The sequence below is a fragment of the Halobacillus sp. Marseille-Q1614 genome, from assembly GCF_902809865.1.
Classification (GTDB): domain Bacteria; phylum Bacillota; class Bacilli; order Bacillales; family Halobacillaceae; genus Halobacillus_A.
Genome location: NZ_CADDWH010000001.1, coordinates 942,747 through 966,743, shown reverse-complemented (window position 1 = coordinate 966,743; position 23,997 = coordinate 942,747). Strand labels below are relative to the sequence as shown.

18 protein-coding genes, 1 other RNA gene and 2 other annotated features are annotated in these 23,997 nt (G+C 43.2%); of the genes, 3 read left to right on the top strand and 16 right to left on the bottom strand.

What is annotated here, in order from left to right:
* Positions 1 to 54 precede the first annotated feature (54 nt).
* The 9 genes from alaS to HUS26_RS04670 all read right to left on the bottom strand — a co-directional run bounded on the left by alaS (position 55) and on the right by HUS26_RS04670 (position 10,728).
* Entirely contained in the window at positions 55 to 2,691 is a 2,637-nt protein-coding gene (gene alaS / locus HUS26_RS04710) for an alanine--tRNA ligase (RefSeq protein WP_173916054.1), read from the bottom strand.
* Between the two features lie 65 nt (positions 2,692 to 2,756).
* Positions 2,757 to 2,970 (bottom strand) — a binding site (T-box leader).
* Positions 2,971 to 3,013: 43 nt separating this feature from the next.
* On the bottom strand, positions 3,014 to 4,087 hold the full coding sequence (locus HUS26_RS04705; RefSeq protein ID WP_173916053.1) for an AI-2E family transporter: 1,074 nt from the start codon (positions 4,085 to 4,087) through the stop codon (positions 3,014 to 3,016).
* Positions 4,088 to 4,264, bottom strand: a complete 177-nt coding sequence (locus HUS26_RS04700; protein ID WP_173916052.1) for a hypothetical protein — start codon at positions 4,262 to 4,264, stop codon at positions 4,088 to 4,090.
* Positions 4,265 to 4,319: 55 nt separating this feature from the next.
* Complete coding sequence (locus HUS26_RS04695; protein WP_173916051.1) at positions 4,320 to 6,644, bottom strand: ATP-dependent RecD-like DNA helicase; 2,325 nt, start codon at positions 6,642 to 6,644, stop codon at positions 4,320 to 4,322.
* A gap of 21 nt (positions 6,645 to 6,665) precedes the next feature.
* Positions 6,666 to 7,328 (bottom strand): lipopolysaccharide assembly protein LapB, encoded by a 663-nt coding sequence (locus tag HUS26_RS04690; protein WP_173916050.1) that lies wholly within the window; start codon positions 7,326 to 7,328, stop codon positions 6,666 to 6,668.
* A 70-nt stretch (positions 7,329 to 7,398) separates the two neighbouring features.
* The gene (gene mnmA, locus HUS26_RS04685) at positions 7,399 to 8,511 is read right to left on the bottom strand and encodes a tRNA 2-thiouridine(34) synthase MnmA (protein ID WP_173916049.1); all 1,113 of its coding nucleotides are present in this window, start codon (positions 8,509 to 8,511) and stop codon (positions 7,399 to 7,401) included.
* Between the two features lie 13 nt (positions 8,512 to 8,524).
* Positions 8,525 to 9,661 (bottom strand): cysteine desulfurase family protein, encoded by a 1,137-nt coding sequence (locus HUS26_RS04680; RefSeq protein ID WP_173916048.1) that lies wholly within the window; start codon positions 9,659 to 9,661, stop codon positions 8,525 to 8,527.
* A gap of 13 nt (positions 9,662 to 9,674) precedes the next feature.
* Entirely contained in the window at positions 9,675 to 10,094 is a 420-nt protein-coding gene (gene cymR / locus HUS26_RS04675; protein ID WP_173916047.1) for a cysteine metabolism transcriptional regulator CymR, read from the bottom strand.
* A complete protein-coding gene (locus HUS26_RS04670) occupies positions 10,048 to 10,728 on the bottom strand; it encodes a YitT family protein (RefSeq protein ID WP_173916046.1) in 681 nt (226 codons plus the stop codon). The genes cymR and HUS26_RS04670 overlap by 47 nt, the downstream gene beginning before the upstream one ends.
* A 127-nt stretch (positions 10,729 to 10,855) precedes the next feature.
* Here HUS26_RS04670 and HUS26_RS04665 point away from each other — a divergent pair, with 127 nt between their 5' ends.
* Together HUS26_RS04665 and HUS26_RS04660 are read left to right on the top strand one after the other, a co-directional pair.
* Positions 10,856 to 12,130 (top strand): replication-associated recombination protein A, encoded by a 1,275-nt coding sequence (locus HUS26_RS04665; protein ID WP_173916045.1) that lies wholly within the window; start codon positions 10,856 to 10,858, stop codon positions 12,128 to 12,130.
* A gap of 85 nt (positions 12,131 to 12,215) precedes the next feature.
* A complete protein-coding gene (locus tag HUS26_RS04660; RefSeq protein ID WP_173916044.1) occupies positions 12,216 to 12,845 on the top strand; it encodes an RsfA family transcriptional regulator in 630 nt (209 codons plus the stop codon).
* Positions 12,846 to 12,897: 52 nt separating this feature from the next.
* Here HUS26_RS04660 and ssrS read toward each other — a convergent pair.
* From ssrS to hisS, 3 genes are all read right to left on the bottom strand, one after another.
* Positions 12,898 to 13,086, bottom strand: a non-coding RNA gene (gene ssrS, locus HUS26_RS04655) — 6S RNA.
* 75 nt (positions 13,087 to 13,161) lie between these two features.
* The gene (gene aspS / locus HUS26_RS04650) at positions 13,162 to 14,931 is read right to left on the bottom strand and encodes an aspartate--tRNA ligase (protein ID WP_173916043.1); all 1,770 of its coding nucleotides are present in this window, start codon (positions 14,929 to 14,931) and stop codon (positions 13,162 to 13,164) included.
* On the bottom strand, positions 14,932 to 16,209 hold the full coding sequence (gene hisS / locus HUS26_RS04645) for a histidine--tRNA ligase (protein ID WP_173916042.1): 1,278 nt from the start codon (positions 16,207 to 16,209) through the stop codon (positions 14,932 to 14,934). It lies immediately after the preceding gene.
* 63 nt (positions 16,210 to 16,272) lie between these two features.
* Positions 16,273 to 16,497: a binding site (T-box leader), on the bottom strand.
* 167 nt (positions 16,498 to 16,664) lie between these two features.
* Between hisS and HUS26_RS04640 the strand changes: the two genes are divergently transcribed.
* Complete coding sequence (locus HUS26_RS04640) at positions 16,665 to 18,119, top strand: N-acetylmuramoyl-L-alanine amidase (protein WP_173916041.1); 1,455 nt, start codon at positions 16,665 to 16,667, stop codon at positions 18,117 to 18,119.
* A 73-nt stretch (positions 18,120 to 18,192) separates the two neighbouring features.
* Here the strand turns inward: HUS26_RS04640 and dtd are convergent, their stop codons facing one another.
* The 4 genes from dtd to recJ form a co-directional block, all read right to left on the bottom strand.
* On the bottom strand, positions 18,193 to 18,642 hold the full coding sequence (dtd, locus tag HUS26_RS04635; protein ID WP_173916040.1) for a D-aminoacyl-tRNA deacylase: 450 nt from the start codon (positions 18,640 to 18,642) through the stop codon (positions 18,193 to 18,195).
* A gap of 14 nt (positions 18,643 to 18,656) precedes the next feature.
* Positions 18,657 to 20,861, bottom strand: coding sequence for a bifunctional (p)ppGpp synthetase/guanosine-3',5'-bis(diphosphate) 3'-pyrophosphohydrolase (locus HUS26_RS04630; protein ID WP_173916039.1), 2,205 nt, complete (start codon positions 20,859 to 20,861; stop codon positions 18,657 to 18,659).
* Between the two features lie 261 nt (positions 20,862 to 21,122).
* Positions 21,123 to 21,635, bottom strand: coding sequence for an adenine phosphoribosyltransferase (locus tag HUS26_RS04625; protein WP_173916038.1), 513 nt, complete (start codon positions 21,633 to 21,635; stop codon positions 21,123 to 21,125).
* Positions 21,625 to 23,946: a single-stranded-DNA-specific exonuclease RecJ gene (recJ, locus tag HUS26_RS04620; RefSeq protein WP_173916037.1), complete on the bottom strand. Its 2,322-nt coding sequence runs from the start codon at positions 23,944 to 23,946 to the stop codon at positions 21,625 to 21,627. The genes HUS26_RS04625 and recJ overlap by 11 nt, the downstream gene beginning before the upstream one ends.
* Between the last annotated feature and the right edge of the window lie 51 nt (positions 23,947 to 23,997).

Sequence of the window (23,997 nt, the reverse complement as noted above, 5' to 3'; positions counted from 1 at the left end):
CGCTATTTCACATTCCCCTTATTTTTCACTGAAAAAATAACAGAGACTATAAAGTTAGGAATTGCTTTGAACATATTCTTGAGCATATGCCAAGGCTTCCGAAATCTTGGAAGGGTCTTTACCGCCCGCCTGTGCCATATCAGGACGGCCGCCGCCGCCGCCTCCACATATCGTAGCAGCCTGTTTAATCAGGTTGCCCGCATGGAAGCCTTTGTCAATCAAGTCTTTTGAAACACCTGCAATGAGCTGGACTTTTTCCCCGCTTGTTGTCGCCAGAAGGAAAACTCCGGACTCTGTTTTCTGTTTGAGGTCATCCATCATATTTCGTAAGGCGTTCATGTCTTTAACATCTACTTGTTTAGCCAGCAGGTTGACTCCGTTTACAGTTTCGATTTCTTCAAAAATAGACGCAGCTTCCAGATTAGACATCTTAGAAGCTAGTGATTCATTTTCACGCTGTAATGCCTTCATTTCATCCTGAAGGTGCTGGATGCGCTCAATTAGCTGGTTCGGTTTTGCTTTAACCAGTTCTCCTGCTTCTTCTAATAGGGCTTCCTTACCGCTTAAGTACTCATAAGCCCCTTTAGCTGTTACAGCCTCAATTCGTCTTGTACCAGCTCCTATACCCGTTTCGCTTACGATCTTAAACAGTCCGATTTCAGCCGTATTTACCACATGGCAGCCGCCGCAAAGTTCCATGCTGTAATCCCCTACTTGTACTACGCGGACTTCAGAGCCGTATTTTTCGCCGAATAGGGCCATCGCGCCTTGTTCCTTCGCCTCTTCAAGGGATTTGAACTCCACGCCTACAGGAAGAGACTTCCAAATTTTTTCATTAACAATTTTTTCAATCTTCTCAATTTCAGATTCCGTGACGGACCCAAAATGAGAGAAGTCAAAGCGCAGTCGTTCAGGAGCTACAAGAGACCCGGCCTGATTAACATGATCACCCAGCACATCTTTTAGCGCCTGGTGAAGCAAGTGTGTCGCCGTATGGTTTTTCACGATGTATGACCGAGTTTCTTTATTTACTTCTGCAATTAAGCTGACACCTTTTTGAATGGTTCCTTTTTCAACAACCGCTTCATGCATATGCTGGCCGTTTGGTGCTTTTTGCACATTCGTAATTTCTACCTCAACCTCATCGTTTTTCAAGATCCCTTTATCAGCGATTTGTCCGCCGCTTTCCGCATAGAAAGGCGTCTGATCCAAGAAGAGATAAACCGTGTCCCCTTCAGACGCTGCTTCTGCGAAGGCATTGTCCTTAATGAGTTCAACGACAGCAGCTTCCGTGCTTAAACGATCATAGCCGATGAACTCACTCTTGACGTTCACATCGCCGAGAACTCCATCCTGAATCTGCATGCTGTCAGATTTCTGCCGGGCGCTTCTTGCACGTTCACGCTGCCTCTTCATTTCATTCTGGAAGCCTTCTTCATCAATCGTAAAACCGGCTTCTGCCACATATTCCTCAGTTAGTTCCTTAGGAAAACCAAAGGTATCATAGAGACGGAATACTTCGCTTCCAGGAAAGACATTGCTTCCTTTCGCTGTTTCCTCTTTCATAATCGAGGAAAGAATCGTAAGTCCTTCATTTAGCGTTTCGTGGAAACGCTCTTCTTCGGTTTTTATGACGCTTTGGATAAATTCTTGTTTTTTGCGAATATCCGGGTAAAAGTCATTCATAATGTCGGCTACTTCGGGAACCAGCCTGTACATGAACGGCTCATTAATATTAATCTGTTTCGCAAATCGTACAGCACGGCGCAATAGTCGTCTGAGCACATATCCCCTTCCTTCATTGGAAGGCAGCGCACCATCACTTACGGCGAAACTTACCGTACGCATATGGTCGGCAATCACTTTAAAAGCTGAGTCCTGCTCTTCTGTTTCTCCGTAAGATACACCGGAGATTTTTTCAGTAGCTTGAATAATTGGCAGAAACAAATCTGTTTCAAAGTTCGTCTGGGTATCTTGAATGACACATACCATACGCTCAAGCCCCATGCCTGTATCAATATTTTTCTTCGGAAGCGGAGTATACGTATCGTCAGGGTTATGGTTGAACTGGGAAAATACTAAGTTCCAGATTTCAAGATACCTTTCATTTTCTCCTCCTGGATACAGCTCAGGGTCGGATGGGTCATTTCCGTATTTCTCACCGCGATCATAGAAAATTTCGGTGTTTGGACCGCTTGGACCTTCCCCAATGTCCCAGAAATTTTCTTCTAAGCGGATGATTTTTTTCTCATCAATTCCGATTTTGTCTCTCCAGATCGCGTAAGCTTCATCATCCTCAGGGTGAACGGTGACCGACAGTTTTTCAGGCTCAAACCCGATCCAGTCAGGGCTCGTTAAAAATTCCCATCCCCATTCAATTGCTTCTTCTTTAAAGTAATCGCCGATGGAAAAGTTACCGAGCATTTCAAAGAAAGTATGGTGGCGGGCCGTAAATCCAACATTTTCGATATCGTTTGTACGAATCGATTTTTGCGCATTTACAATACGTGGATTTTCCGGAATTACCCGGCCGTCAAAGTATTTCTTTAATGTAGCTACACCACTGTTGATCCACAGCAGGGAAGGATCCTCATGGGGCACAAGAGAAGCGCTGGGCTCAACACTGTGACCTTTTTCTTTAAAGAAGTTGAGGAACATTTGTCGTACGTCTGCTGAAGTTAAATTTTTCATATGATAAACCTCCTTAAAAATTCATCCTTCTCTATATAAACGAAAAAATCCCGTCCCTGCCATCTGGCAGGGACGGGATTTTAATCCGCGGTACCACCCTGGTTATAGACAATAAGTCGTCTATCACTCTCTTCGCGGGTAACGGTGCGAATGGCCGGCGGGTATTAACCGCACTCCGGAATAGCTTTCAACAGGGCAATTTCTGTTCTTCTTTCAGCCTATGGAAGAACATCTCTTATGAATTGCTGGCTGCTTACTTTTTTCCTTCTCCGTATTTATCGTTCATATAGTGTAGATATGCGTAATTATAGAAAAGTTATGCTTATCTGTCAACGCTTCGGGCCATCCGGGCTTGATAAACTTCTTCCACCACAACTTTTAAACACGTTAACACCGGCACGGCCAGCACCATTCCAGCCACTCCCGCCAGTTCTCCGCCTGCCAGAAGGGCAAATATAATCAGGAGCGGGTGGGTATGAATGCTCCTGCCCATAATATATGGAGATAAAAGATTTCCTTCGATTACCTGAATAATAACGATAACGATGAGGGTTAAAAATAACACTTTCATAGATATCGTCGCCGCTACTATTAATGCCGGTACCGCTCCTATTAATGGACCGAAGTATGGAATAATGTTGGTAATTCCAGCCACAACTCCAAGAACAAGCGGATAAGGGAGGCCCGCCAGGTAGAATCCTAGTGAGGCAAGCCCGCCTACAAATAAGCTGATAATTATCTGCCCCCTGATATAACCGCCGAGGGAACGGTTCAGTTTTTTGGTTAACCGAACGGCTTCCCTGTGCCATTTCTTCGGAGAAAGCTTTAAAAGCGAGTTCATAATATAATGGTGGTCTTTTAAAAAGTAAAACGTCATAACAGGAATCACCGCAATGAGAATGATGAGATTAAATACACCACTCATCCCGGCCATTATCTTCATGAGCTTCGAATTCAGCCAGGTTTCCAGCCGCAGATAGCTATCTTCCACTCGCTCGTGAATGCCATCAGGAAGACGTTCGGTTTGTTTATAGAATTCCTTAGTCCAATTCTGATAGGCTTCCATTACAGCCGGCAGCTGTTCGTTTAATAGTTTAATTTGCTGCACAAGATGGGGATAGCCCCGGTATAGTCCATATCCGGAAAGCGTAAAGAAGACGATAAAGATAAGGAAAATGGCAAGTACACGGTTAAGCCCTAAGTGATGCAAATATTCCACTACGGGATGCAAAAGCATGGCAATAACAATAGCAATTAAAAAAGGGGTAATGATCCTGCAAATCAAAAGTACGACATGATCGTAATAAGGAAATAACCAGGCAAGGAAGAGCAGCATAAGCAGGATTACGAAAAATATGGATATTCGCATCCCCCACTTGACTAGTGTTTTATTCATTTATGACCCTGACTGGTAAAATAAATCATTTAAAGAGCTCAAGCTGCCGTCTTCCTCAATTTGATGCACATCAATCTTCCCTTTATTGACTGAAAGCTCTATGCAGCAAGTCCAGCAGTAATACTGATCATTTCCGATGCGGCCCAAGTTTTTCCCTTGGCAATTTGGACATTTCATAAGGGCAGACTCCTTTTTGTCTGCTAGTCTAACCCTATGATTTCCAAATTATACATTACATAAAGTCATAAGGTGATAGATCTTCCTCTTCCTCAACTGTCGGCATCTCTTCTTTTTGAAGTTTCTCCGCAAGCTGGGTATACCTGAGATTAGTATCTGTTGTCCTGACCCCTTCTAAAAACGCCTGCTGGTCTCCGCAGATAATAAGGGAATGCTTGGATCTTGTAATCGCGGTATAAAGGAGATTCTTACGAAGCATCCTCCGGTAGCCTCTAACCACCGGGAGAATAACGATCGAAAACTCACTGCCCTGCGATTTATGAATAGACGTACAGTAAGCATGCATTATATTATTTAAATCTTTCTTCGGATAGACAACTTCTTTATTGTCATATTCTACAACGACCTGTTCAACCTGATCGACGTTTTCTTCCGCCCTGAAGATCGCAGCAATTTCTCCAATATCCCCGTTATAAACACCATCTTCCGGCTGGTTGACTAACTGTATGACCTTATCGCCTTTCCGGTAAGTCACTTCTTTAAAAGTGATGTTGCGCTTCTGCTTGCTTTTAGGGTTTACAGCCTTCTGTATTTCCTCATTCAATTGATGGATACCGACATCCGTTCGATACATCGGCGCCAAAACCTGTACCTCTCGAAGATCAATCCCTTTGTCCAGCGCTTTTTTCACAATGTTGGTGACCAGCTCTTTAATCTGATGTTCGCCGGCTGGAATAAAATTAAAATCATGATCTTTTGTTAATGAGTCGATCGTGCATTCATCATTTTTGATTTCATGGGCGAGCTGAATAATTTTAGATCCTTCTTTTTGCCGGTAAACTTCTGTTAGGTTAATCAAAGGAATATACTGCGACTTCAATAGATCAGAAAGTACCTGGCCCGGTCCAACAGAAGGCAGCTGATCTTCATCCCCAACGATCAGCACCTGCATATTGGAAGGGATCGCCCTAAACAGCTGATTAGCGAGCCACATATCCACCATAGAGAACTCATCGATTATCAAAATCTCGCCCTCTAACTGGTTATTCTGGTTCTTATCAAACGTTTCATGTCCATCCCAGCCTAACAGCCGATGAATCGTGCTGGCAGGAAGACCCGTTGATTCGGTCATCCGCTTGGCCGCCCTGCCTGTAGGAGCCACGAGAATAAAAGGAAAAGGGTCGCCCTGCTCAAAATCCTTAGGATCGATCGAAACGTCATTAAGCTCGGCATAAGCTTGAATAATCCCTTTAATAACCGTTGTTTTTCCTGTGCCCGGTCCTCCGGTTAGAATCATAGCTTTTGAATGTAAAGCTTTTTCAATCGCATTAAACTGATCCTCTCCGTAGCTGATCGATTCTTTTTCTTCGATATCTCCAATGATTTTCATTAAATCGGCCTGTGTAAATTCGACTTCAAGCTCCTCGGAAGTAATTCTCTCGAGCTGATGGCAAAAACCATTTTCCGCGTGGTATAAGGACGGCAGATAAATGCGGTCGTCTTCAATAAAAACATAGCGGTTTTCAGCTAATTGAATAACCTGCTGAGACAGCTGTTCAAATGTAACTTCAGCGGAAGCGCCGCCGCGATTTAATAAAGATTCCGCTTGTGTAAGACATACCTCTGTCGGCAGATACACATGTCCTGCCGATAAGCTCTGCTGCAAGATATATAGACTGGCGGCCCGCAGCCTTGTCGGGTGATCTTCAGGAAGTTTCTGAACCTTGGCCATTTCATCAGCACGGTGAAAACCAAAACCTTCTACTTCAAATACGAGCTGGTAAGGATCTTCTTCAATTATGCTTAACGTCTGATCTTTAAAAGCCTGATAGATTTTTTGCGACAGCTTCAGTCCAAACCCGTATTTATTAAGGTGAATCATGACATGCTCAAAGCCCTGGTGTTCAAGAAGTGCATCGCGCAGTTGCTTTTTCTTTTCTTTAGCCAGCTTAGGAACACGATCCAAAACATCCGGGTCTTTTAAAATCATGGATATCGCCTGTTCACCTAATACGTCGACAATCCGCTCAGCTGTTTTCTTTCCGATGCCATGGAATAAATCACTGGAAAGATAGGCCGTAATGCCATCTTTAGTTTCAGGCATAATGCGCTGATAGAAGTTCACTTGATACTGCCGGCCGAATTTTTTGTGGTTCTGGAAATCCCCATAAAAAACATACGTTTCCCCTTCCTCAAGTGGAGGAAAATGTCCTTTAATAACAATACTTTTCTCCTCAACCTCTTCACTGGATTCCGTAATTTGAATTAAAGCGATGGAGAAAAGCTCCGACTCCTTATGAAAAATCATGCGATTTAATTGTCCTTTAATAAAAGGCTTTTCTTCTTCGCCGGACGTTGAAAAAAGCGTATGTTCTTCCATGACTTCATGTTCCCCTTTAAATTATTCTTCGCCTAAGGCATGCTCTACTTGTGCTTTAGCGTGAGCTGCCAGCATATGCTCTGAGTTATTTTCTAAGGCTTTGTTAAAGTATTCAAGAGCAGCTGCTGCATCCTCGCGGTGGAGGGCTGCAACCCCTAAATTATAATAAGCGTCACTGTGAGTTTCTTCTAATTGTAGCACAGTCTTCATTGCCTCTTCAGCTGCTTCTATCTGGCCATTTTGCGCTAGGCACAGCCCGTATTGAAACTGAATATCCACGTCATCTGAGTTAAGTTCAGCTGCACGGAGTAAATAAGGAAGAGCGAGCTTCATATAGTCCTGATGGACAAATGTCATGCCGATCATGAAGTGCACATCTGCTTCATCAAGTCCTTTTTCAATAGCCTGCAGAAACTGGGTTTGAGCTTTCGTATATTTTTCTTGCTCATAGTACACGTTCCCAAGTCCATAGTATGCAGTCGCTGCTTTATCATCGAGCTCGATTGCTCTGTTAAAAAAGCGTTCAGCCCTTTCAAATTCGCTAACGTGAATAAGCAGATTACCAAAGTTAATATAACCGACAGGATCTTTCGGATTTTCCTCAATGGCTTCTGTAAATAATTGAGTTGCTTTTTCGAAGTTTTGCTGCTGCATGTAATCAATGGCTTGATCTAATTTATTCATTCAAATTCCTCCTAAAAAAGCCATGTCCACTACCATATGGACATGGCCATTTTCTCCCTATTCTTTAAGCCTATCCTACATAAGTAAGCGGCTTGTTTTCTTTGATGACTTGATCGATTGTGGCCCCGCCCAAGCAGACGTCTCCCTCATAGAAAACAACGGCCTGTCCTGGAGTAACCGCTCGTTCTGGTTCTTTAAAAGTCACTTTAACAGAACCATCTTCATTTAGATGTACGGTCACAGGACTGTCCTCCTGACGATAGCGGAACTTCGCCGTGCAGTCAAAAGATAATTTTGGAGCTGTGCCGCTCGTCCAGTTTGCATCAACGGCCAGTAATCCGTCTGAGTACAGGGCATCGTGATGGTAGCCTTGTCCTACATATAAAACGTTTTCCTCAAGGTTTTTACCGACGACAAACCAAGGGTCCCCTGCCCCGCCAATACCTAAGCCTTGACGCTGGCCGAGGGTGTAGTACATCAGACCGTCATGGCTGCCTTTGACTTCTCCTTCTAATGTCTGCATTTCTCCTGGCTGTGCCGGGATATATTCACTGAGGAATTCTTTGAAATTACGCTCCCCAATAAAGCAGATGCCTGTGGAGTCTTTTTTCTTGGCAGTAGCGAGATCATGTTCTTCTGCAATTTTACGAACTTCTTTCTTCTCTAAATGCCCAAGTGGGAACATGACTTTGGCTAGTACATCCTGGGACAGCTGATTTAAGAAATACGTTTGATCTTTATTGCGGTCAACACCTCGAAGCATCTGGTACGTTCCCTCTATTTCTTTAACTTGGGCGTAGTGACCTGTTGCTAAATAGTCCGCTCCTAAGGACATCGCATGGTCCAAAAAGGCTTTAAACTTAATTTCTTTGTTACACATTACATCAGGATTAGGCGTTCTCCCCGCTTTATACTCGTCTAAAAAGTAAGTGAACACTTTATCCCAGTATTGTTTTTCAAAATTAACAGCATAATATGGAATGTCTAATTGGTTGCATACACGAATCACGTCTTCATAATCTTCTGTTGCCGTACACACTCCATTCTCATCAGTATCATCCCAGTTTTTCATAAAGATACCGATGACATCATACCCCTGCTGTTTTAAAAGCAGTGCGGATACAGAGGAATCAACGCCTCCGCTCATCCCTACTACTACTCTTGTATCTTTAGGATCTTTCATCTCTCTCACCTTCCTAGCTCAGTCTTTTAACGATTTGACTGACCCGCTTGGCAGCTTCTGCTACATTCTCTTCCGTATTCGCTGAACCAAAGCTGAAACGAATCGAATTTGTCGTTCGCTCGTCCTCTGATCCATACATCGCCGATAATACATGGGAAGGCTCTACAGAACCTGCCGTACAGGCGCTGCCGCTTGAAGCTGCAATTCCGGATAAATCGAAATTCGTTAATAAGGTTTCTACATTCATTCCTGGAAAACTGACATTTACAATTGTCGGCACCGTAACTTCTTCATCGCCATTGACTGTAAAGTCCACCTCTTCTTCTAGCGTTTCCAAAAATGTTTGTTTCAATTTTTTATAGTGATTAATGTTGTCTGTCCGCGTTTCCATAAGAAGCTTGACCGCACGTTCAAATCCTGCAGCAGCCGGAATATTTTCTGTTCCTGCCCGTCGTTTACGCTCCTGTTCTCCCCCATGCTGAAGAGACTGAAGCAAAGTTCCTTCTCTTACATACAAAAATCCGATGCCTTTAGGACCATTGATCTTATGGCTGGAAACCGCCAGTAAGTCGATCGGAAGCTTCTCCACATCTATAGAAAACAGTCCATAAGCCTGGACAATATCCGAATGCAAATACGCCTGATGATCAGCCGTAAGTGCCGCGATTTCCTCAATCGGCTGAATGACTCCTGTTTCATTATTAACCATCATAATACTTACTAATATTGTATCGTCCCGAAGCAAGGATTGAAAATCTTTTACCCTTATCTGCCCTGCTTCATTGACTGGCAGGTAATCAACCTCAAAGCCTTCTTTTTCTAAATATTCGACGGCATGCAAAACAGCGTGGTGCTCTACGGCAGTTGTAATGATGTGCTTTCCTTTATGCTGATTAGCCATCGCCGTTCCGATAATCGCTAAATTATCTGCTTCCGTTCCGCCGCTTGTAAAAATGATCTCTCTTTCCTTAGCACGTAGGCTCTTAGCTATTGTAAGGCGGGCGTCATCAAGAAGCTTTCTGGCTTTTCTACCAAACTGGTGAACGCTTGATGGGTTGCCAAACGTCTCTTGATAAACAGGCACCATAGCTTCAAGCACGTTCGGGTCTATTGGTGTAGTTGCTGCATGATCCAGATAGATTGGTTCCATTTTTTACACCCCTTTAAATATAGAACATATAAGCATCCTGGGTCTGATCATCGACATGATCTTTTAAATCCTCAAGAGTGGTCGTATCCAGTACGTCTTTTACAGCATCTCTGACTCTTTTCCAAAGGGCCTGTTTCGCCGGTTCCTCATCTTCAATACCTTCTACAGGTGTAATCGGACCTTCAAGTATTCTGATCACATCACCTGCTGTTATTTCATAAGGCGCTTTTGTGAGCATATACCCGCCATATGCTCCTCTGACGCTCTTAACAAGACTCGCGTTTCGCAATGGAGCGATCAGCTGCTCAAGGTAATGCTCGGATAAGTCATTATCTCTGGCGATTTGTTTTAGAGAAATCGGACCATCTCCATACTTTCTTGCGAGCTCAATCATAATGGTTAGTCCGTAACGTCCTTTTGTTGAGATTTTCATAACCTTCACCCTTCTTTATTAAGTAGTCCAATATTTTTTTGGAAAGCGGCAGAGTTTTACCAACAAGTGTGCCGAGAAATAAAGCGATGAATACAGTACCGATCCCTACTGGACCTCCTAAGAGCCATCCTATAACAGCCACCGTAATTTCTATCGCATTCCTGACGGTTGAAACTTTCCATTGTAACGCATCTGTTAATACCAGCATTAAACTGTCGCGGGGACCTGCGCCAATATTAGGAGCTACGTACACTCCTATTCCCGCAGCTGTAACCAGCGTACCTAATATAAATACTAAAATCTTACCTGCCATCCATTCAGGCTCTGTTAATAAAAAATTAAATAAATCTATAAACAGGCCGATTAACACCATATTTAATATCGTGCCGATTTGCGGCAGACTTTTTAATACAATAGATGAAATGATAACGATTGTTAAACCTGCGATGATCGACCATGTGCCTACTGTCAATCCAAATTGAACGAACAATCCATAGTGCAGTACATCCCACGGTCCTATGCCAAAATCCTTCACTTGCATAGTCATTGATATTCCGAGGCCTAACAGAATCAGGCCCACAATAAAAAAAGACCAGCGCAGCCAAGCCTTTGGCTTTATTAGAGTCCATTGCATAGCTGATCTCTCTCCTTCTTCAATTATACCAAACGTTATTATAGCATGAATGGCAACCCTCTTGCATTTTAATAGAATTGAATCTACTCTTAGAAATAATGAAGACAAATAAAGGAGTTCAAACCTTATGAGTATACAACCACTGGCTTTTCGTATGAGGCCTTCAAGCATCCAGGATATTATCGGACAGAAACACCTTGTCTCTGAAGGGAAAACACTGGATAGAATGGTCAAAGCCCAGCGCCTGGCTTCCATGATTTTATTTGGTCCGCCCGGTACCGGGAAAACTTCTATGGCCACCGCTCTCGCAAAGAGCCTGCGCCTGCCTTATAAAACGTTAAATGCAGTTACAGATAAAAAGAAAGATATGGAAATTGTTGTAGAAGAGGCTAAGATGCACGGCCAAATGGTGTTAATCCTTGATGAGGTGCACCGGCTGGACAAAGGAAAACAGGATTTTCTTCTGCCGCATCTTGAGAGCAACCGGCTTACTTTAATCGGATGTACCACGAGCAACCCTTATCATTCTATAAATCCCGCGATTCGCAGCCGCTGTCATCTTTTTGAACTGTATAGACTTGAGCCTGACGATATTAAAGAAGCGATAGAACGGGCGTTAACGAATGGAAAGGATGGGCTCGGAGATTTAAAGATCCAGCTTACAGATGAAGCCCTTAACCATTTTGCCGAAAGTGCAGGCGGAGATATGAGGTCTGCGTTAAATGGACTCGAGCTCGCCGCCTTCTCGACACCTGAGGATAAAGACGGTGGAATTTTTATAGATCTGGCGATTGCAGAGGAATGCATGCAGAAGAAAAGCTTTTCTCATGATAAAAATGGCGATGCCCATTATGATGTGCTCTCTGCTTTCCAAAAATCAATTCGAGGAAGTGATGTCAATGCCTCGCTTCATTATCTGGCAAGATTGATAGAAGCCGGAGATTTAGACAGTATCGCCCGACGCCTCGTTGTCATTGCCTATGAAGATATTGGACTCGCTAATCCACAGGCAGGACCAAGAGCACTGGCTGCCGTAGAAGCAGCTGAAAGGCTTGGATTTCCTGAAGCAAGGATTCCGCTTGCTTCCGCAGTGACGGAGCTTGCGCTTTCCCCAAAATCAAACAGCTCATATAAAGCTTTAGACGCAGCCCTGGCTGATATCCGCAAAGGAAACAGCGGTGACGTTCCTGCCCATTTGAAAGACTCCCATTATAAAGGGGCGGCCAAACTAGGCAGAGGGCTTGAATATAAATACCCTCATAATTTTCCGAACGCCTGGGTGGACCAACAGTACCTGCCGGATCCTATAAAGAGTAAAAAGTACTATGAACCTAAATCCACGGGCAAATTTGAGCAGGCTTTGAAACAAGTGTATGAAAATATTAATAAACAAAAATCATAAAGAAGTATAAATTATTCTCCCTTGGGTCAAACTAGTAGCAAAATCTGAGAAACTATTGTTCTCATAGTTTAACTGGAGGGTTATTATGCCAAAAGTAAGACAAGATGCTTGGTCTCATGAAGATGATTTATTATTAGCAGAAACTGTACTCAGACATATTCGAGAAGGAAGCACCCAGCTGAAAGCCTTCGATGAAGTCGGAGATGTACTCAATCGCACATCAGCCGCCTGCGGCTTTAGGTGGAATGCAGAAATCAGGCAGAAATACGAGCAGGCTGTGGATTTAGCGAAAAAGCAGCGGAAGGAGAAAAAAAGAAAAGAAGCCGCCTTTCAGCAGCCGGCCGTCATTTCCTCATCCGCTCCTAAAGAAGAAGCTGCTCCTGTTTATAAAAAGAAAAACGAACGTGTAGAAGAAAAACCTTCTGCGCCGATCGACTTACCTCAAGTAATTACTTTTTTAGAAAACTTACAGGCTGCTTCCAGCAGCCAGCCGAATTTAGATGAAAGAGTACAAGAATTAGAAGAAGAAAACCATGAACTCAAGGCTGTTAATCAAAAACTGCAGTCTCAGCTCCAGTCCTTAAAAGAAGATTATCAAGCTTTTATCTCTCTTATGGATCGAGCACGTAAAATGACAATGTTTGATGACCAGGAATTTAAAAGCCATCCGCTGTTCGGCATGGAGCCAAATCACTTGGAGCATTTAGCCAAATAAAGAAAAAAGCGCCCGTTCATAAGGAACGGGCGCTTTTTTTAGACATACAAAAACCAATCCCAATTGTGCCGTCGCATCATGAGTTTTGAACCCGCTCCAGGCAGGTGGGTGCCCTGCTTCACACTTCTTGCGTCCTCTAAATGAAATAAAGAGGCATGCATTCCATGTGAAGACGTCAGGCTCCCGTTTCAAAAATGTTCGGTCAAAACGTACATTCGAACAACGTACACATCAGGATTGGTTATTTATTGTATTCAAATCATAGCACAAAAAATTATTGTAATCAAGGAAAGAACTACGCTTTATGAGTGAGTCTTCAGTCCTGTTTTTTAGCTGCCACTCTTAGGTGAAGCTCCTCTAATTGAGCGTCACTGACAGGGCCAGGAGCTTCTGTTAAAGGATCTTGAGCGGATGCTGTTTTCGGGAAGAGAATCGTATCTCTTAAATTATTTCTTCCGGCCAGCAGCATGATAAAACGGTCAAACCCTAAAGCAATTCCCCCGTGTGGAGGTGTTCCGTATTCCAGGGCTTCAAGAAGAAAACCAAATTGTTCTTCGGCTTCTTCTTGTGTAAAACCTAATGCTTCAAACATGCGCTCCTGAGTTTCTTTTTGATGGATACGCAGCGAGCCTCCGCCAAGTTCATATCCATTTAACACAATGTCATAAGCCTCAGCTTTTGCATGAGCCGGATCCTCAACAATTCGGCTGACGTCCCCATTTTCAGGCATTGTAAACGGATGGTGTGCAGCAAAGTAGCGGTTAAGCTCTTCATCATACTCAAACAGCGGCCAGTCTACAACCCATAAGAAGTTATATTTAGTTTCGTCAATCAGTCCAAGGGATTTTCCAAGCTTCAGGCGTAAAGCACCTAAACTGTCATATACGACAGATGGTTTATCAGCTACAAACAGTAATAAGTCTCCGTCTTTTGCGTTCATGGCTTTAAGAAGTTCGGCTGCTTCCTCTTCTTCAAAGAATTTCGAGATCGGACCGTTCAGCTTTCCTTCTTTCACTTTCATCCACGCTAGGCCCTTCGCTCCATAGACTTTGACGTCGTCGGTAAGTTTATCAATATCCTTACGGGAGAAGTCATCCGCTTTGCCTTTGACATTAATGGCGCTGACTTTTCCGCCAGAAGCAACAGCACTGCTGAAGACTTTAAACCCGCTGTCTATCATCATTTCAGACAAGTTTACCAGTTCAAGTCCAAAGCGGGTGTCAGGCTTATCGGAACCATAGCGTTCCATCGCTTCGTCATAGCTCATTCGTTCAAATGGAGTTTGAACTTCTACTCCCTTTACTTCCTTCATAACTTGAGCCATCATGCGTTCTGTCATCGCCATGATGTCCTCTTTCGACATAAAGGAAGTCTCGATGTCCACCTGGGTAAATTCAGGCTGGCGGTCGGCCCTTAGGTCTTCGTCACGAAAACATCTGGCAATTTGATAATACTTTTCAAACCCTGACATCATCAGCATCTGTTTAAATAACTGAGGAGACTGAGGCAGAGCGTAAAACTCTCCTTCATGTACCCGGCTCGGCACTAAATAGTCACGGGCACCTTCAGGAGTACTCTTCGTCAGCATAGGCGTCTCCATTTCCAGATAGCCTTCATCATTTAGAAACTGGCGGATCGCCTGAGTCGTCTGGTGGCGCAGCATAAATGTTTCCTGCATTTCCTTGCGCCGTAAATCAAGGTAACGATATTTTAAACGAGTATCTTCAGCAACTTCTGATTCATCTTCAATCATAAACGGAGGTGTCTTCGCCTTATTTAATACAGAGACTTCTGAAGCGAGTACTTCGATCTCTCCCGTTTTTATACTTGGATTGACGGTGTTCTCATCACGTAATACGACTTTTCCTGTAACTGCAATGACATATTCGCTGCGAATATTTTCAGCCGTCTCTAAAGCTTCTTTAGATGTTTCAGGATTAAAAACAACCTGTACAAGCCCGGAGCGGTCCCTTAAATCTATGAAAATCAACCCTCCGAGGTCTCGGCGTTTCTGGACCCAGCCTTTTAATGTAACCGTGCTTTCTTTATTTTCCGTTCGTAATGTACCACAATGTGTGCGTTCCATTTATGATTTCCCTCCTGCCAGTTGCTCTCTTAAATAGTTGGTGATTTCTTCTAGTTTGATTTCTTTCTGTTCACCGCTGTCCATATCTTTAACATTTGCTGCATTGTTTTCCAGTTCGTTTTCCCCGATCACAATGACATACTTTGCATTTAAGCGATCTGCTGATTTAAACTGCCCTTTCATTTTGCGCTGCTGATAATCTTTTTCCACCTGCACACCAGATTGTCTAAGCTGATAAGTTAAACGCACAGCTTCGTGCTCTGCTTTATCTCCCATAGCAACAACATAACAGTCAAGACTTTCTTCGATAGGAAGCTCAACTTTCTCTGCTTCTAGAGCCATAAGCAGACGTTCAATACTCATGGCAAATCCGATGCCGTTCGTCTGCGGCCCTCCAATCTCTTCAACAAGACCGTTGTATCGTCCGCCTCCACTTAGAGTAGTAATGGCGCCGAAACCTTCAGCATTACTCATAATTTCAAAGGCCGTATGGTTATAATAATCAAGCCCGCGGACGAGATTAGGATCTACAATATAGTCAACTTCCATCAGATCAAGAAAGGATTTCACTTTTTCAAAGTACACTAATGACTCTTCATTTAAATACTCCAGGATAGACGGAGCATTTCCCATAGCCGGGTGATCTTTATCTTTCTTACAATCCAGTACACGAAGAGGGTTCTGATCCAAACGAACCTGACAGTCCGAGCACAGCTCTTCCCTGTGAGAGGCAAAGTGGGAGATAAGCGCCTCCTTATGTTTCTCACGGCTTTCTTTATCACCGAGACTGTTAATCACTAAAGTTAAAGAAGTTAAGCCTAGTTCTCTATAGGCATCCATAGCTAATGCCATTACTTCAGCGTCTATCGCCGGATCATCACTGCCTAAAGCCTCGATTCCAAATTGTACAAATTGTCTAAGCCTTCCTTGCTGCGGCCGCTCGTAGCGAAACATAGGGCCAATATAAAAAAGCTTTGTCGGCTGGTTCGGCAGGCCGAATAATTTATTTTGTACAAAAGCACGGACGGTTGATGCTGTCCCTTCTGGCCTTAGGGTAATGCTTCTACCCCCGCGGTCTTCAAATGTATACATCTCTTTCTGCACAATATCCGTGCTGTCTCCTACCCCGCGCTGAAACAATTCTGTATGTTCAAAAATAGGTGTACGAATTTCTCTATAGTTAAAACGACGGCAAAGGTCGATAAGTTTATGCTCTACATACTGCCACTTTTCAGAATTTCCTGGTAAGATATCCTGAGTTCCTCGAGGTGCTCTCATTTAAAATTCCTCCTTAATTCACCATTGTTTACCATTAGAAAAAGCCCCGTCCCTCTCTAAATAGAAAGGGACGGGACTTTTCCCGCGTTGCCACCCTAGTTGAGACTTATAGGCCTCCACTCGATACAGTTAACGCCTGCTTACGTTCACACTTACTTCCCGCAGGGTTTCAATGTGACACCTAAGAAATGTCTTTCACCCGGGTATCACAAAGAATGCTTCCAGCCTGATGGCATTCTCTCTCTGTTATGATAGGAACCGGATTACTTTTTTCCTCAATGGTTTTATTCGTTTCAAATTCGATATGGATACTATAATACTGTTTTTAATAGATCACTGTCAAGTTTATTTAAACGAGTAAAGCAATAAAGTTTTATCGAGAAAAATGAAGGAATTTATATAATTTTGTCGAATTAGTCTAAGCATTACTAAATAATGGAGGTGTATACATTTATATGAAAGGCTGGCTGATATTAATATTTCTTCTAACCGGCTTTATCTGCTTCTTTCCAGAGGCCGTCAAAGCCGACTCAGCCACCGTACAAGTGAATAACTTACACGTCAGGTCAGGTCCTGGTCTGTCCGATTCTATCTTGGGTAAAGTCCAAAAGAATGAAACGTATACGGTGGAAGGTCAAAAAGGCGATTGGGTGAAAATTAACTGGAAGAACCGGACAGGCTGGGTAGCCAACTGGCTCGTTGCCCTTAAGAGAAGTGAAACCGTCGTTTCCAAGGTTGACTACTTAAGGGTTCGTTCAAAAGGCAGTGTCTCAGGTAAAGTCCAAGGCTACCTCATGGAAAATGAGGCCGTAACAAAACTTGACCAGAAAGGCGACTGGGTCAAAATCGATCGTGCTAAACTGTCTGGATGGGTCCACAGTGATTATTTGACTACATATTCTTCGGGTTCAGCAGTACAAGAAAAAAAATCTCTCGGAAAAGTTAAGGTAGCAACTACTGTTTTAAATGTGAGAGCTAAAGGAACGACAAACAGCTCGATTTTAAGACAACTCAGACAGGGCGAAAGCTACGATTATTTACAAGAGAAATCGGGCTGGTACGAAATCAAGCTTAACGGCAGCAAAACAGGCTGGGTAGCCGGATGGCTCGTAACCACGGGTGAATCAACGCCGGCAAGTCCAACCGGTAATTCTAAAGTTACCCTGGAATATAACGCAACGAATATAAGGAGCGGCCCCTTCACGAGTTATAAAATTTTAGGACGCGGGCATAAGGGCCAGCAGTATAATGTCATCAGCAAGGAAGGCCAATGGTATAAAATCTCCTATAAAAACAAAGCAGCCTATATTGCAGGATGGATTGTCAAAGAAGGCGGTTCAGCAGCTGTGGCCCCTGTTTCTTCTTCCGGAAGTTTAAAAGGGAGAACGATTATAGTGGATGCCGGTCATGGAGGTTTTGATCCTGGTGCGATTGGCAGAAGCGGCAGTTATGAAAAAACATTAACACTGCAAACAGCTCAGAGGCTAAAAGCAAATTTAGAGAATAATGGTGCCAAAGTTGTTATGACGAGGTCTAATGATTCTTATGTATCCCTGGGGGCACGAACATCTATTTCTAACTACAGCAAGGGGGATGCATTTATCAGTCTGCATTACAACAGTATTTCTCCTTCGATTAAGGCAAATGGTATTTCCACTTACTTTTACAGCTCCAATACGCGCGCACTAGCTTCTCAAGTCCAATCCTCAGCCGCAAGAGCTACTGGACAAAGAGACCGCGGAATCAAAAGGGAAAGCTTCCACGTGCTGCGTTATAGTAATAAACCTGCTCTTTTAATAGAATTAGGTTTTATCTCAGACGTAAATGAGGAAAAAGTGGTTAAGACATCAAGCTATCAGAATAAAGTAAGCCAAGGAATAACGGAAGGTCTTATTCAATATTTTAATTAAATGATGTGCAGGGAATTTAGCTCCCTTTCCATCAACTATCTAAAAAAGCAAGGGATTGAGGTCCCTTGCTTTTTTAGTCTTTATCTTTACTGTCTATAATCAATGTAACCGGCCCATTATTGGACAGCTGAATATCCATCATTTCGCCGAATGCTCCGGTTTCGACACGAATTCCTTCGTCAGCTGCCAGTTGATTGAACGTCTTGTACAGCTCAAGCGCCTGCTCCGGCTTAGCCGCGTTCATAAAATTAGGCCTTCTCCCTTTCCGACAGTCTCCATAAAGCGTAAACTGCGAAACGGATAATAGGCTTCCGCCTACTGAGGTTAAAGATAAATTCATTTTATTATCCTCATCTTCAAATATGCGAAGGTGAGGAATCTTCTTAGCCAAATATTTCGCATCTTCCTCTGTATCATCATGGGTTACACCAAGTAATACTACAAGACCATGATCGATTTGGCCGACTACATCATTATTTACGGTGACCGAAGCTTTTCCGCTTCGCTGCACGACTGCTCTCATACAAAATCCTCCAATTACTGCATAACTCTTCTTACGGTATATACATCCTGAATTTGCTTTATGCGATCCACAATTTTCCTTAAATGTTCCGTATTCTGAATTAATATTGTAATATGAATGGTCGCCATTTTGTTACGGTCGGACTTACCTGATACGGCGGTAATATTTGTTTTCGTTTCATTGACCGCCTGTAGAACTTCATTGAGGAGACCTCTTCGGTCATATCCCCAAATCTCCAGATCCACGTGATATTGTTTGCTGTCGGTATGGCCTTTTTCCCAATAAACGGTTAAGAGGCGGGACTGTGCTTCTTCTGTTTGTACGTTCGGACAGTCTGCACGGTGAACAGACACACCGCGGCCTTTCGTGATATATCCTACAATATCATCGCCTGGCACCGGGTTGCAGCATTTGGATAAGCGAACGAGTAGATTATCGACTCCTTCGACTCTGACACCTGAATCCTTCTTCCCGCGAGAAGAAGAGGTTTTAATTTCTGTTGTCGTGACGTCTGCTAAGGTCTGCTCAAGGTCCTGCTCTTTTTGAAGCTGCTGTCTTAGTTTTTCTGTTAGTCTTGTAGCGATCTGGGAAGCTGTAATCCCCTGATAGCCTACAGCTGCAAACATATCTTCTTCATTGGAGAAATTAAACTTCTCTGACACTCGATTTAAATTCTCAGCTGTAAATACTTCTTTAGGCTGCAGCCCCATGTTTCTAATTTCACGCTCTACCAGCTCACGGCCTTTTTCAACGTTTTCTTCTTTTTTCTGACGTTTGAAGAACTGTTTTATTTTGTTCTTTGCCTGAGATGTCTGAGCGAGTTTGATCCAGTCTTTAGACGGGCCGTAAGAATGTTTGGATGTCATCATTTCTACAATATCGCCCGTGTTCAGCTGATAATCCAGCGGCTCCATTTTGCCGTTTACTTTGGCGCCAATTGTCTGGTTGCCTACTTCTGTATGAATTCTGTAAGCAAAATCAATGGGCACGGAACCTGAAGGGAGTTCTACGACTTCTCCTTTAGGTGTAAATACATAGACCATATCTGAAAACAGATCGACTTTTAATGACTCCATAAATTCTTCAGCGTCATGGGTTTCACTTTGAGAATCCAAAATCTCACGGAACCATGTCAGCTTCTCTTCAAAAGAATGGTTGGAAGCTGTCTGCTTTCCTTCTTTGTACGCCCAGTGGGCCGCAATACCATATTCCGCAATTTCATGCATTTCATGGGTACGGATTTGAACCTCCAGAGGATCGCCTTTTGGACCAATGACGGTTGTATGAAGCGATTGATAAAGGTTCGGCTTTGGCATAGCAATATAATCTTTAAAACGCCCCGGCATTGGTTTCCAGCATGTATGGATAATACCTAAAACGGCATAGCAGTCCTTTATGCTGTTAACCAGGATTCGTACGGCCAGCAGATCATAGATTTCGTTAAACTGCTTATTTTGCAGCACCATTTTACGGTAAATACTGTATAGGTGTTTAGGCCGCCCATTTAAATCTGCTTCGATATCTACATCGGCCAGCTGGTTTCGAATCTCATTTATGACATCTTCAATATAATATTCCCGCTCATTTCGTTTCTGCTTCATTAAATGAACGATCCGATAGTACTGCTGGGGATTGAGATATCGTAAAGCTGTATCTTCTAGCTCCCACTTAATCGTGGAGATCCCGAGCCGGTGAGCAAGCGGTGCAAAGATTTCCAGGGTTTCATTCGAAATCCTGCGCTGTTTTTCTGACGGCAGATGTTTGAGTGTCCGCATATTGTGCAGACGATCGGCAAGCTTGATTAGAATAACGCGCATATCTTTTGCCATCGCCACAAACATTTTCCGATGGTTTTCCGCCTGCTGGGCTTCTTTTGATTTATATTTAATCTTCCCTAGTTTAGTGACTCCGTCGACGAGCATGGAGACCTCTTCCCCAAACTCTCTCTCTATATCTTCCAAGCCATAATCAGTGTCCTCCACTACATCGTGAAGAAACCCACCAGCTATCGTTTCAGGATCCATCTCTAAATTAACGAGAATTCCCGCTACTTGGATAGGGTGAATTATATAAGGTTCTCCTGATTTTCGATATTGTTCACTGTGAGCTTGATTGGCAAATTCAAAAGCCTTGCGGATAAACTCAAGGTCTTTCTCGTTCATATAATGGCTTGCCTGCTCAATCACTTCTTCGGCTGTTAAGATTTTGTCTTTGGCCATTCAATCACCCTGATTCCTCTTTGCTTTCTCAAAATTAGTGGTTTCCTCTCATTATCAAAAAAAGCGCTGCAATTGTAAAGGAAAATGGTACTTTTTTATCCATTTGACTCTGTTACAGGAGAATTAGCGATTTTTCTGTTTAAAAAAAGAGACAGTTTTCCCTCTCTTTTAAGCAGAAAAACCAACGATAAAACAGTGCCATCCTTTTAAAACAAAGAGCGCCCTAAATAGGAGGGCACTCTTCGTTCCAGATTCATGAATTTAATACTGCATAAGAGTTAATACGTCATATCCATCAAGTTTGCTTCTGCCTTCAAGATAAGTCAATTCTACAAGGAAAGCACAGCCAGCCACTACTCCGCCAAGCTGCTCAACCAGGTTAATAGTAGCTTCAATTGTTCCGCCGGTAGCGAGTAGATCATCTACGATTAATACACGCTGCCCTGGCTTAATTGCATCTTTATGAATGGTGAGCACATCTTTGCCGTACTCAAGACCGTAATCCACCTTAATTGTTTCACGAGGCAGCTTCCCTTCTTTTCTTACAGGGGCAAAGCCGATTTCAAGCGCGTAAGACACTGGACAGCCTACGATAAATCCGCGCGCTTCGGGTCCAACGACAAGATCGATTTCCTTATCCTTTGAGTATTCTACGATTTCATCTACCGCTGACTTAAATGCTTTTCCATTGTCCATTAATGGTGTGATATCTTTAAAGCGAATGCCTTTCTTCGGCCAATCTTCTACTATAGCAATATGTTTTTTATAATCCATTTAATACTTCCTCTCTGACGGTCTTTCTCTGTAGGTTCAACCAGTCTTTTAATTCTTTATACGTCGAGTAATAGAGAGTCTGCTCTATGTGTAATTGTTGTATCCTTTGTTGGTAAAGATTCGACTCACTCAAATCTTTTTGCTCAGGATTTGAGCGCAGGCTGATTTTCCCGTCTTCCATTTTAACAAACCCTAGTTCAAAAAACACCTGGGAAATAAAATCAATCATTGAGCGGCTCCAGCCTTTTTTCTTGGCAAGCAGTTCTTTATCTGTGTGTATATTAAAATTTTCCCGCTTCATTAGCATACCATAAAACCATTTAAAATGTTCACGGGTAGGAATCGCCTGAAAGAAAGCGCCATCCTGAACCTGGTAGCATGCATAAATCTTCTGGGGATCCAGCTCCTGGATGACCTCCGATAATTGGGATAACTGATCCGGTAAGTCAAGCAGCACAATCCCATCAATATTTTCTTTATTCAAGGCAGTGAGTTCTGCGGGCCTATAGGTGGAACACGGGATGTCCGGTATATTATTGTCTGTAAACTTTATGCCGACGGTCCGTTCTATGTCTATTTGGCTCAGCTGCTTCTCTAACTGCCTGGAACCTCTATGATCAAACAGCTGCCAATGAGAGACTTGCAGATCCTTAATCATGATCTGCGGGTTTTTCCTGCCATTCCACTCATTAATGCTTAGCTCTCCAACGACTTCTACTTCACTTGAGGAGCCAATCTTATGATACAGCTCTCCCATTCCAAACCCTATGCCGTCGAGCTTTGCCTTTTCCTTCACAAACTGCATTTTTAAGTGGTTCTGCCGGCTGCCGATTAACCGGATCTCCTTAGGCGTTTCTTTCACATGAAAGAGCGGCTTAGGATTGCCCATGCCAAACGGACGTAATTTCGAAATTTCTTCAATTTGCTGAAGAGAAACATCCTCGAGCCTGATGGACATCTCTATATTTAAACTTTGCTGATAATCTTCTTCTGTTAATTTTTTTTTGGCTAATTCACAAAGCAAACTTCTAATCTGATCAATTTTATCACTGTCTACTGTCATGCCGGCTGCCTGAGCATGTCCGCCAAAATGAATAAATTGGTCTCTAATCTCCATACAATTAGAAAATAAATCGAAAGCATCTATACTTCGTGCAGAACCTTTAGCCTGCTGTTTCTCTTCATCTATTCCGAGCACAATCGCCGGACGGTCAAAAGTCCGTACAAGCTTTGAAGCAACAATCCCAAGGACGCCAGGGTTCCAGCCTGCCTTTGCGACGACAATTACTTCGCCTAACGGCTGCTCATTATTTTTGAGCATATTTTCTGCCTCTTTTGCAATATCTGCAACTATTTTCTGACGTTCCTGATTGAGCTCATTTATCATTTCCGCCAGCTCCCGGGCTTCTTCCATATCTTTTGTTAAAAACAGATCAACAGCCGGTGAAGCGTCCTGGAGTCTTCCGACCGCATTCACACGGGGTCCAATTGTAAAACCGATTGATTCTTCATCAATCATTCCATCAATGCCGCAGGTCTCAATAAGAGCGAGAAGCCCTATTCGTTTCGTCTTGTTCATTGCCTTCAACCCAAGATAAACGAGTGCCCTATTCTCATCTTTTAATGGAACCAGATCTGCAACTGTTCCTAAAGCTGTTAAGTCGAGAAGGTGCTTAGGAAACTTAGGAAGCAAAGCCTGTGCAAACTTAAACGCAACACCTACCCCTGCCAATTCCTTAAACGGATAATTCTCTGACGTTTTCGGATGAATAATGGCATAAGCTTCAGGAAGTACTTCCTGAACTTCGTGGTGGTCGGTAATGATCAAATCGATACCTAATTCTTTCGCAACCTTAGCTTCATAGTCCGCAGCAACCCCATTATCCACCGTGATAATAAGATTAAACCCAGCTTCTGCTGCTTCACGAAAGGCTGATTCATTTGGACCATATCCTTCCGTAAATCGATTAGGAATATAAAAGTCACAAAGGGCTCCAGCTTCCTTTAATGCCTCTACCATAACGGTAGTTGAACTGACGCCATCTGCATCGTAGTCACCAAATACTAGGATTCTTTCCTCTTTTTCTATGGCTTCCCTTACACGCTGAACGGCTTTATTCATGCCGCTCAATAAAAAAGGATCATGCAAATCATCAACTGACGGATGCAAAAAACGATCGATGGCATCCGGATCTGTCAAATCCCGCTGCACAAGCAGCCGGCTCGTTAAATCAGTAATCCCTCGGATAGAGGAACTCGTTTCCTCATCCCCTGTATATGTAATATTCCATTTCATTTTACTTCGTAACATAAATTCACCCCTGACCCGTCTATTATACTAGAGGGGGAAAGGGGTATCAAT